Source organism: Polynucleobacter sp. Adler-ghost (genome assembly GCF_018688495.1).
Lineage (GTDB): Bacteria > Pseudomonadota > Gammaproteobacteria > Burkholderiales > Burkholderiaceae > Polynucleobacter.
Genome location: NZ_CP061320.1, coordinates 34,586 through 44,763, shown reverse-complemented (window position 1 = coordinate 44,763; position 10,178 = coordinate 34,586). Strand labels below are relative to the sequence as shown.

The 10,178-nt window shown below is 46.8% G+C and carries 7 protein-coding genes, 4 tRNA genes, 1 rRNA gene, 1 pseudogene and 1 other annotated feature; all 13 genes and pseudogenes read right to left on the bottom strand.

What is annotated here, in order from left to right; genetic code table 11:
- The gene (gene rpoB, locus ICV89_RS00255; protein WP_215308684.1) at nt 1–4,101 is read right to left on the bottom strand and encodes a DNA-directed RNA polymerase subunit beta; all 4,101 of its coding nucleotides are present in this window, start codon (nt 4,099–4,101) and stop codon (nt 1–3) included.
- A gap of 227 nt (nt 4,102–4,328) precedes the next feature.
- Complete coding sequence (gene rplL / locus ICV89_RS00250; RefSeq protein WP_011901893.1) at nt 4,329–4,703, bottom strand: 50S ribosomal protein L7/L12; 375 nt, start codon at nt 4,701–4,703, stop codon at nt 4,329–4,331.
- Nucleotides 4,704–4,860: 157 nt separating this feature from the next.
- A pseudogene (rplJ, locus tag ICV89_RS00245) lies at nt 4,861–5,376 on the bottom strand (50S ribosomal protein L10); the annotation flags it as partial.
- Between the two features lie 235 nt (nt 5,377–5,611).
- Nucleotides 5,612–6,313, bottom strand: a complete 702-nt coding sequence (gene rplA / locus ICV89_RS00240) for a 50S ribosomal protein L1 (protein ID WP_046329371.1) — start codon at nt 6,311–6,313, stop codon at nt 5,612–5,614.
- A gap of 2 nt (nt 6,314–6,315) precedes the next feature.
- Complete coding sequence (gene rplK / locus ICV89_RS00235; protein WP_011901890.1) at nt 6,316–6,747, bottom strand: 50S ribosomal protein L11; 432 nt, start codon at nt 6,745–6,747, stop codon at nt 6,316–6,318.
- Nucleotides 6,748–6,903: 156 nt separating this feature from the next.
- Nucleotides 6,904–7,476 carry a transcription termination/antitermination protein NusG gene (nusG, locus tag ICV89_RS00230; protein WP_215308682.1) on the bottom strand — a complete coding sequence of 191 codons (573 nt, stop codon included), beginning with the start codon at nt 7,474–7,476 and terminating at the stop codon, nt 6,904–6,906.
- A gap of 7 nt (nt 7,477–7,483) precedes the next feature.
- Nucleotides 7,484–7,861, bottom strand: coding sequence for a preprotein translocase subunit SecE (gene secE / locus ICV89_RS00225; RefSeq protein ID WP_215308681.1), 378 nt, complete (start codon nt 7,859–7,861; stop codon nt 7,484–7,486).
- A 20-nt stretch (nt 7,862–7,881) separates the two neighbouring features.
- A tRNA-Trp gene (locus ICV89_RS00220) sits at nt 7,882–7,957 on the bottom strand.
- Between the two features lie 12 nt (nt 7,958–7,969).
- Nucleotides 7,970–9,160, bottom strand: coding sequence for an elongation factor Tu (gene tuf / locus ICV89_RS00215; protein WP_215308680.1), 1,191 nt, complete (start codon nt 9,158–9,160; stop codon nt 7,970–7,972).
- A gap of 67 nt (nt 9,161–9,227) precedes the next feature.
- Nucleotides 9,228–9,302: transfer RNA gene (locus ICV89_RS00210), tRNA-Thr, on the bottom strand.
- Nucleotides 9,303–9,323: 21 nt separating this feature from the next.
- Nucleotides 9,324–9,397, bottom strand: a tRNA-Gly gene (locus ICV89_RS00205).
- A gap of 7 nt (nt 9,398–9,404) precedes the next feature.
- Nucleotides 9,405–9,489, bottom strand: a tRNA-Tyr gene (locus ICV89_RS00200).
- A gap of 112 nt (nt 9,490–9,601) precedes the next feature.
- A 5S ribosomal RNA gene (gene rrf, locus ICV89_RS00195) occupies nt 9,602–9,715 on the bottom strand.
- Nucleotides 9,716–9,837: 122 nt separating this feature from the next.
- Nucleotides 9,838–10,102, bottom strand: a sequence feature (23S ribosomal RNA rRNA prediction is too short).
- Between the last annotated feature and the right edge of the window lie 76 nt (nt 10,103–10,178).

The window sequence follows — 10,178 nt, the reverse complement described above, 5'->3', positions numbered from 1 at the left end:
TCAGTTGCGCTCCATGTCAATGTCAATACCCAACGAGCGGATTTCTTTTACCAACACGTTGAAGGATTCGGGCATGCCAGCATCAATTGTGTGCTCGCCCTTGACGATGTTTTCGTAAACCTTGGTACGGCCTGCGACGTCATCGGACTTCACTGTCAGCATTTCCTGCAAGACATATGAAGCACCGTATGCTTCGAGGGCCCAAACTTCCATCTCACCAAAGCGCTGACCACCAAACTGAGCTTTACCGCCCAGTGGCTGTTGCGTCACTAAGGAGTAAGGTCCGGTTGAACGTGCGTGCATCTTGTCGTCGACCAAATGGTGGAGCTTCAAGACATGCATTACACCAACAGTAACTGGACGCTCAAACTGATCGCCAGTACGGCCGTCGCACAAAATCATCTGCTGACGTGAAGGCGTCATCTTCAAAGAAGTAGCTACTTCTTCTGGATAGGCCAACTCGAGCATGCGTCCGATTTCAGCTTCAGTTGCACCGTCAAACACTGGGGTTGCGAATGGCAAGCCTTGGCGTAAATTCTCAGCCAAAACGTTAATCTGCTCATCAGTGAAGTTATCGATATCTTCGATACGACCGGTTTCGTTGTAAAGCTGCTTCATGAACTTACGGAGTTCAGCTTGTTTAGCCTGTTGACGAACCATCTCATCAATACGCTTACCAATACCTTGGGCTGCCCAACCTAAGTGGGTTTCCAAGATCTGACCTACGTTCATACGGGAAGGAACTCCTAATGGGTTCAAGACGATGTCAACAGGGCGTCCGTCAGCCATAAATGGCATGTCTTCTGCTGGGGCAATTTTAGAAACTACACCTTTGTTACCGTGACGACCGGCCATCTTGTCACCAGGCTGTAAGCGACGCTTCACTGCCAGGTACACCTTAACCATCTTGGTTACGCCAGGCTGCAAATCATCGCCCTGGGTAAGCTTGGTGCGCTTCTCTTCGAAAGCCTCATCAAACTGCTTACGCTTAGCTTCAATAGAAGATTTGATTGCTTCAACTTGTGAAGCAACTTCATCATCCGCTGGACGAACATCAAACCAATGGTACTTGTCTAAATCGGCAAGGTATTCCTTGTCGATCTTGGTGCCTTTAGCTAATTTCTTAGGGCCGCCGTTGGCAACTTTGCCAATCAACAACTTCTCTAAACGCATGAAGGCATCACCTTCAACAATACGCAACTGGTCGTTTAAGTCCAAACGATAGCGTTGTAATTCTTCTTGAATGATTGACTGTGCACGTGCATCGCGCTCAATACCTTCACGGGTGAAGACTTGAACATCAATAACAGTACCGATCATTCCAGATGGAACGCGCAAAGAAGTATCTTTAACGTCAGATGCTTTTTCACCGAAGATCGCACGCAGTAACTTCTCTTCCGGAGTGAGAGTTGTCTCACCCTTTGGAGTAACCTTACCAACCAATACGTCACCAGCTTCAACTTCAGCACCGATGTAAACAATACCGCTCTCGTCCAAACGGGAGAGTTGTGACTCAGCCAAGTTGGAGATATCGCGTGTAATTTCTTCTGAACCAAGCTTTGTGTCGCGAGCAACAACCGACAACTCTTCAATGTGAATCGAAGTGTAACGATCGTCAGCTACAACTTTTTCAGAAATCAAGATTGAGTCTTCGAAGTTGTAACCGTTCCATGGCATAAATGCCACAGTCATGTTTTGACCCAAAGCCAATTCGCCTAAGTCGGTAGATGCACCATCAGCAACTACGTCGCCACGGGCAACACGATCACCAGCCTGAACGATTGGACGTTGGTTGATGTTGGTATTTTGGTTTGAACGGGTGTACTTGATAAGGTTATAAATATCCACACCAACTTCACCCGCTGCTGTCTCGTCATCGTTTACACGAATCACGACACGGTTTGCGTCAACATAGTCAACGATACCGCCGCGGGAAGCCAAAATAACAGTGCCTGAGTCAACCGCAACAATGCGCTCTAAGCCGGTACCAACCAATGGCTTATCTGGGCGCAAGCAAGGAACCGCTTGACGTTGCATATTCGCACCCATCAACGCACGATTCGCATCATCGTGCTCCAAGAATGGAACCAGTGAAGCAGCGGCAGAAACGATCTGGCTAGGAGCAACGTCAATGAAATCAATGCGCTCTGGGCTAACCATCATAGTTTCACCAGCTTGACGCGCTGAAACCAATTCATCGGCTAACTTACCGTTTTTGTCGATCGTTGCATTTGCCTGAGCAATAACGTATTTCGCCTCTTCAATAGCGGAGAGATACATTACTTCATCGCTTACCTTGCTATTAGCAACTTTACGATATGGTGTTTCCAAGAAACCATGCTCATTCAAACGCGCAAACAACGCAAGTGAGTTGATCAGACCAATGTTTGGTCCTTCTGGAGTTTCAATTGGGCAAACACGTCCATAGTGGGTAGGATGCACGTCGCGCACTTCGAAACCTGCGCGCTCGCGTGTCAAACCACCAGGTCCCAATGCAGAAATACGACGCTTGTGCGTGATCTCTGACAATGGGTTTGTTTGGTCCATAAACTGGGACAACTGGGAAGAACCGAAGAACTCACGAATCGCTGAAGAGATTGGCTTGCTGTTAATCAAGTCATGCGGCATGAGGTTTTCTGTTTCGGCTTGACCGAGACGTTCTTTAACCGCACGCTCAACGCGTGACAAACCAGCGCGGAATTGATTCTCAGCCAACTCACCTACGCAACGTACGCGACGATTACCTAAGTGATCGATGTCATCGACTTCGCCTTTGCCGTTACGCAAGTCAACTAAAGACTTAATGGTGTCGAGGATATCTTCATCCGACAAAACCATTTTGCCTTCCATCTCAGAACGACCGAGACGGCTGTTTACTTTCATACGACCAACGCGTGATAAATCGTAACTGTCTTCGTTGTAGAACAAGCGCTGGAATAAGGCCTCAACAGCATCTTCTGTTGGAGGCTCACCAGGACGCATCATACGATAGATGGCAATACGAGCAGCCATTTGATCTGCAGTTTCGTCAGTACGCAATGTCTGTGAAATATACGCACCAGAATCCAAATCATTGGTGTAGATGGTTTCCAACTGCTTAATGCCTGCATCGCGCAATGTAGCCAACAACTCCTCAGTAATTTCATCATTAGCATAAGCCAAGATTTCACCGGAGTCTGGATCAATGATGTTACGTGCAACTACGCGACCAACTAAGTAGTCATCTGGAACTACGATGTTTTTAGTCTTAGCGGCTTCGAGCTCACGAATATGCTTTGCATTGATACGCTTGTCTTTTTGAATGACAACTACGCCATTCTTATCGAGCACATCAAAGTTAGCCATTTGGCCACGCAAACGCTCTGGTACAAATTCCATTGATGCGCCGTTTGCGCTCAATGCAAAATGATCAAAGTTAAAGAAGTTTGCAAGAATCTGTTCGTTGTTTAAACCAATTGCTTTAAGCAAAATGGTGACAGGCATCTTACGGCGACGGTCAACGCGGAAATACAAAATATCTTTTGGATCAAACTCAAAATCGAGCCATGAACCACGGTAAGGAATAATACGCGCGGAGAATAGCAACTTTCCTGAGCTATGTGTCTTGCCCTTATCGTGTTCGAAGAACACGCCTGGGGAACGGTGCAACTGAGAAACGATGACGCGCTCAGTGCCGTTGATCACAAAAGAGCCGTTATCTGTCATGAGTGGAATTTCACCCATGTAGACTTCGCTCTCTTTTACCTCTTTAACCTTAGTAGGCGCTTCGCGATCATAAATAATCAAGCGAACTTTTGCACGTAAGGCTGAATGGTACGTGTAACCACGTTGTTGACATTCTTTAACGTCAAACGGTGGCTGTGACAACTGGTATGACACGTATTCCATACGTGCATAGCCATTGTTAGACACAATTGGGAATGCTGATGTAAAGGCAGCCTGAAGTCCCTCTGTAAGACGAGACATTGCTGGCTTTTCAGCCTGTAAAAATTTAGCGTAGGATTCCAGCTGCGTTGCGATCAGGTATGGAACCTGATGATTATTTACTCGCTTAGCAAAGCTTTTACGGACTCGCTTGCGTTCGGTGAAGCTGTAGTTCATTTCATCTCCGAATTCAGCGACTGTACAAAGATTTGGCGATTGGCCACTACCAATCACTGGCGGACAACACTAAATCGCTTAGATCCAGTGTCCGACCAAACTTGCATTCTGCAGTCGTATCAGAAGGCAAACCCGATTTCAATCAGAAATGAAATCGGGTTTGACCACTAATGGTCAAACCCAACAGGGCTAGCACCCCTTTTTGAGGGGCACTAACTGAGTTTGTATTACTTGAGTTCTGCTTTAGCGCCAGCTTCTTCAAGCTTCTTCTTAGCTTCTTCAGCTGTCTTCTTATCAACAGCTTCTTTGATTGGCTTTGGAGCACCATCAACTAAGTCTTTAGCTTCTTTCAAGCCAAGGCCAGTGATTTCGCGAACAGCCTTAATTACTGAAACTTTGTTTGCGCCAGCTTCGAGCAAGTTAACAGTAAATTCTGTTTGCTCTTCAGCAGCAGCGCCACCAGCAGCACCAGCAGGACCAGCAACAGCCATCGCTGCAGCTGAAACGCCAAACTTCTCTTCGAACGCCTTAACCAAGTCGTTCAAATCCATTACGGACATGCTACCTACTGCATCAATGATTTCTTCTTTGGTAATCGCCATTTTTAGCTCCTAATACTTAATAGTTAATCTGCGCTTATTCAGCGGCAGGGGTTTGCGGTGTTTCTGTTCCAGCTTCTGGGGCTGCGGCTGCAGGCTCAGCAGCTGCCTCTGGAGCGGCGGCTTCAGCAACTACTTCTGCTGGGGCTGCTGCTTCAACTGCAGGTGCTGCAACTGGAGCAGGTGCTCCGGCTGATTTTTGCGCTGCTACTGCGCCCAATACGCGAGCCATTGCAGATACTGGGGCCAACATCACGCCCAACAACTGAGATAACAACTCGTCGCGGCTTGGAATAGACGCGAGGGATTTAACGCCCGCTACGTCCAACAACTTGCCGTTATATAAGCCAGCAGTAATGACTAGCTTGTCTTGAGTCTTAGCAAAGTTCTGCAATACTTTTGCCGAAGCAATCGGATCAGCAGAAATGCCATAGATCAAGGGGCCAACCATCGAATCAGCAAGAGGCTCAAACTGTGTGCCTTGTGCAGCACGGCGTGCCAATGTGTTCTTCAAAACGCGAAGATATACACCCTGGTCACGTGCGCTAGCACGTAGCTTTGTCAACTGCTCTACTGGAATACCACGGTATTCAGCGAGCACGACTGTTTGAGCTCCAGCCAATTGAGCGCCGACATCAGCAACAATCGCTTTTTTGTCTTGTACATTCAAAGGCACGGTTTAACTCCTAAAAAACCAACTGTTTCCAGTTGGGGTTACACACCAGCGTCTGATCATTTATCACAAGTGAATCTTGTGAAATCTTTTCAGGGTCGCCATCTGCGCTGGCTATTACTTTCGTAACGATTAAGAATTACTTCTGAGTAAGCAAATAATTCACCAACGGTCTTTGATGTTCGACTCTCACTCAAAGAGCAGGAGTCGACCCAAAGTTCTTTTTGCTACAAACGGATTACTGCGCCGCCTGTATCGATGCTTGGTCTACACGTACGCCTGCACCCATGGTGCTGCTTACGGCAACCTTCTTTAAATAAATACCCTTAGATGCAGGTGGCTTAGCCTTGTTCAAAGCCTCAAGCAATGCGAGCAAGTTTGATTTCAATGCAGCTGGCTCGAATGAACGGCGGCCAATGCTTGCGTGCACGATACCGGCTTTGTCCACACGGAATTGCACTTGGCCTGCTTTTGCATTCTTAACTGCAGTAGCAACGTCAGGAGTAACAGTTCCGACTTTTGGATTCGGCATCAAACCACGTGGGCCCAATACTTGACCTAAAGTACCAACAATCTTCATTGTGTCTGGGGATGCAATCAAAATATCAAAGTCAATTTTTCCGCCTTTGATTTGATCAGCGAGGTCTTCCATGCCAACGATCTCAGCACCAGCAGCTTTAGCTTGTTCAGCTTTTTCGCCTTGTGCAAATACCGCTACACGAACATGCTTACCTGTACCGGCTGGGAGTACAACTGCGCCTCGCACAACTTGGTCAGATTTCTTGGCATCAATACCCAACTGAACTGCAACGTCGATAGACTCATCGAACTTAGCAGTTGCACACTCTTTAACGAGATTCAATGCATCTTCTAATGCATAAAACTTGTTGCGGTCTACTTTAGATTCGATCGCTTTTAAACGCTTAGATAACTTAGTCATGATTAGAGACCTTCCACTGTGATGCCCATTGAGCGGGCGCTACCAGCGATTGTTCTTACAGCAGCGTCCATATCGGCAGCTGTCAAATCTGGCATTTTTGCTTTAGCAATTTCTTCTGCTTGAGCACGTGTAATTTTTCCTACCTTATCGGTATGCGGACGTGGTGATCCTTTTTCGATCTTTGCAGCCTTCTTAATCATGATGGTTGCTGGAGGAGTCTTCATGATGAAAGTGAAGCTCTTGTCAGCAAACGCTGTAATCACGACTGGAATTGGCAGGCCAGGTTCCATGCTCTGAGTTTGAGCATTAAACGCCTTACAAAACTCCATAATATTGAGGCCGCGTTGACCCAATGCTGGACCTACGGGAGGTGATGGATTTGCTTTACCTGCAGGGATCTGCAGCTTGATAAAGCCAATGATCTTTTTTGCCATTGATTGCTCCTAAAAGCGCGCCTAACCTCATTAGGTAAGACCGCTGTTGAGTAAACGCTTCACTAGTTTTTGGCTTTCTAGATCCGCTCCTCGGTTATTACTAACCACTTAATGCCACTACTTTTTGATACAAAACACCCCTAAATTGGGTATTTTTTACATCTTTTCTACTTGTCCGAACTCCAGCTCAACTGGGGTACCGCGGCCAAAAATTGTAACAGAAACGCGCAATCTTGACTTCTCATAGTTCACTTCTTCAATATTGCCGTTGAAGTCAACGAATGGACCCTCTTTAACTCGCACGATCTCGCCGACCTCAAATAAGGTCTTGGGCTTAGGCTTATCTACCCCAGCCTGCATTTGGTCCATGATTTTGGATACTTCTGCCGTTGAAATCGGGCTTGGGCGATTACGAACACCGCCAACGAAACCAGTTACTTTTGGCGTGTTTTTCACCAAATGCCAGCTTTCGTCCGTCATTTCCATCTCAATCAAGACATATCCTGGAAAGAAACGTCGCTCAGATACAGATTTTGCGCCTGACTTGATTTCTACAACCTCTTCGGATGGAACCAAGATACGGCCAAATTTTTCTGGCATACCAGAACGAGCAATACGCTCTTCTAAGCCTCTTTTAACGCTTTTTTCCATACCTGAATAAGCATGAATTACATACCAGCGCATATTGCCAGTAGCTTGTGGATTTGAGACCAATTCAGCATCAATCATTTTTTACTCACTTCCAGCCCAAAAAGACTGAAAAAACTAGCCATTCAATTAATTTGTCTGCAAGCCACAAAAATAAGGACATGATCACGACAAAGCCAAATACGACTAGAGTCATTTGGGTCGTCTCTTTGCGGGTCGGCCAAACAACCTTTTTTACTTCATACCAAGAATCTTTAGCATAGGCGATAAAACGACGGCCATCTGCTGACAGGGCCACAATCAAAACTGCAGTTGCTATACCGCCAAACAAAACAGCCAAACGAATCAGTAAAGATTGGTCTGCCAACGTGTAGTAAAGAACTAACGCTGCAACGACGATTAAAGCAGCGAGTCCGGAGACCCAGCTGCTCTTTTCTTCAGAGTGACTTGCTGTTTGTTGAGACATATAACTTTCAGTTCAAATCGTGGCAGGGGCGGAGGGCATCGAACCCCCAACCTTTGGTTTTGGAGACCAACGCTCTGCCAATTGAGCTACACCCCTTTATTAAATCTATTAAGCCAAAATCTTCGCAACCACGCCGGCGCCAACAGTACGGCCACCTTCACGGATCGCAAAACGTAAACCTTCTTCCATCGCGATTGGTGCGATGAGTTTGACGGTAATCGTGACGTTATCACCAGGCATCACCATTTCTTTGTCTTTTGGCAACTCGATTGAACCCGTTACGTCCGTAGTACGGAAGTAAAACTGGGGACGATAGTTGTTAAAGAATGGTGTATGACGGCCACCTTCGTCTTTACCCAAGATATAAACCTCGGCTGTAAAGTGAGTATGTGGGGTGATTGAACCTGGCTTAGCCAATACTTGGCCGCGCTCAACTTCTTCACGTTTTGTACCGCGTAACAAGATACCCACGTTATCGCCTGCTTGACCTTGGTCGAGCAATTTGCGGAACATTTCAACACCAGTACAAGTTGTCTTGAGTGTTGGCTTGATGCCGATAATTTCAATCTCTTCACCAACCTTCACGATACCGCGCTCGATACGACCTGTAACAACAGTACCGCGACCGGAGATAGAGAACACGTCCTCTACTGGCATCAAGAACGCACCGTCAACAGCACGCTCTGGAGTTGGGATGTAGGTATCTAATGCTTCAGCCAATTTCATGATGGCTTCTTTACCCAATGGGCCTTCGTCGCCTTCAAGTGCTAACTTAGCAGAACCTTGAACGATTGGTGTGTCATCACCTGGGAAGTCGTACTTAGATAAAAGCTCACGAACTTCCATTTCAACTAACTCTAACAATTCAGCGTCATCCACCATATCGCACTTGTTCAAAAATACGATGATGTAGGGAACACCCACTTGGCGTGCCAAGAGGATGTGCTCACGAGTTTGTGGCATTGGGCCGTCAGCTGCAGAGCAAACCAAAATAGCGCCGTCCATCTGAGCAGCACCAGTAATCATGTTCTTAACGTAGTCAGCATGTCCTGGGCAATCCACGTGTGCGTAGTGACGATTAGCAGTCTCGTACTCAACGTGTGCTGTATTAATCGTAATACCGCGTGCTTTTTCTTCTGGAGCAGCATCGATCTGATCGTATGCTTTTGCTTCGCCACCGAATGCCTTAGAAAGCACAGTTGCGATCGCTGCTGTCAATGTGGTTTTACCGTGGTCAACGTGACCAATGGTGCCAACGTTTACGTGCGGTTTTGTCCGCTCAAACTTTTCTTTTGCCATTTTTTTGTCTGCCTTTAGTTAACTCTTAAACCAACACACGAAATTAAAATATTTACTGCTAAAGCCATGGTGCCCATGGGCAGGATCGAACTGCCGACCTCTCCCTTACCAAGGGAGTGCTCTACCACTGAGCCACATGGGCAAATACAAATACTGCTAAAACTGGAGCGGGATAAGAGAATCGAACTCTTGACCGAAGATTGGAAATCTGCTGTTTTACCATTAAACTAATCCCGCACATCTCTGGTGGAGGGGGTAGGATTCGAACCTACGTAGGCATAGCCAACAGATTTACAGTCTGCCTCCTTTAGCCGCTCGGACACCCCTCCGCGAACCCAATATTTTGACTCCAAATGGAGTTATTGTCAATCTCTTAAACCTCAAAACGCTTTGCACAAGTAAAAACGCCCAGACCTAAGAGGGTCTGGGCGTCGCATTGGTGCCCGGCAGTTACCTACTTTCACACGGGTAATCCGCACTATCATCGGCGTAAAGTCGTTTCACTGTCCTGTTCGGGATGGGAAGGAGTGGTTCCAACTTGCTATGGTCACCGGGCGTAGAGGGTCGAGTTGCTGATAAATCATCAACAACTCTATTTGAGTAAGCATGTAATTAAGGATGCAGATTAAATCTGGCAAACATCCAACACAATAGTGCTGGTTATAGGATCAAGCCTAACGGGCAATTAGTATCAGTTAGCTTAACGCATTACTGCGCTTCCACACCTGACCTATCAACGTTGTGGTCTTCAACGACCCTTTATGTAGGTTAAACCTACGGGAGATCTCATCTTCAGGCAAGTTTCCCGCTTAGATGCTTTCAGCGGTTATCTCTTCCGTACATAGCTACCCTGCGATGCTTCTGGCGAAACAACAGGTACACCAGCGGTACGTCCACTCCGGTCCTCTCGTACTAGGAGCAGCCCCCGTCAAATCTCCAACGCCCATGGCAGATAGGGACCAAACTGTCTCACGACGTTTTAAACCCAGCTCACGTACCTCTTTAAATGGCGAACAGC

Excerpts from the sequence above, each read along its gene's own strand:
- secE (WP_215308681.1), bottom strand. The coding sequence starts at position 7,861 with ATGTCTCAACAAACAGCAAGTCACTCTGAAGAAAAGAGCAGCTGGGTC.
- nusG (WP_215308682.1), bottom strand. The coding sequence starts at position 7,476 with ATGATTGATGCTGAATTGGTCTCAAATCCACAAGCTACTGGCAATATG.
- rplK (WP_011901890.1), bottom strand. The coding sequence starts at position 6,747 with ATGGCAAAAAAGATCATTGGCTTTATCAAGCTGCAGATCCCTGCAGGT.
- rpoB (WP_215308684.1), bottom strand. The coding sequence starts at position 4,101 with ATGAACTACAGCTTCACCGAACGCAAGCGAGTCCGTAAAAGCTTTGCT.
- rplL (WP_011901893.1), bottom strand. The coding sequence starts at position 4,703 with ATGGCGATTACCAAAGAAGAAATCATTGATGCAGTAGGTAGCATGTCC.
- rplA (WP_046329371.1), bottom strand. The coding sequence starts at position 6,313 with ATGACTAAGTTATCTAAGCGTTTAAAAGCGATCGAATCTAAAGTAGAC.
- tuf (WP_215308680.1), bottom strand. The coding sequence starts at position 9,160 with ATGGCAAAAGAAAAGTTTGAGCGGACAAAACCGCACGTAAACGTTGGC.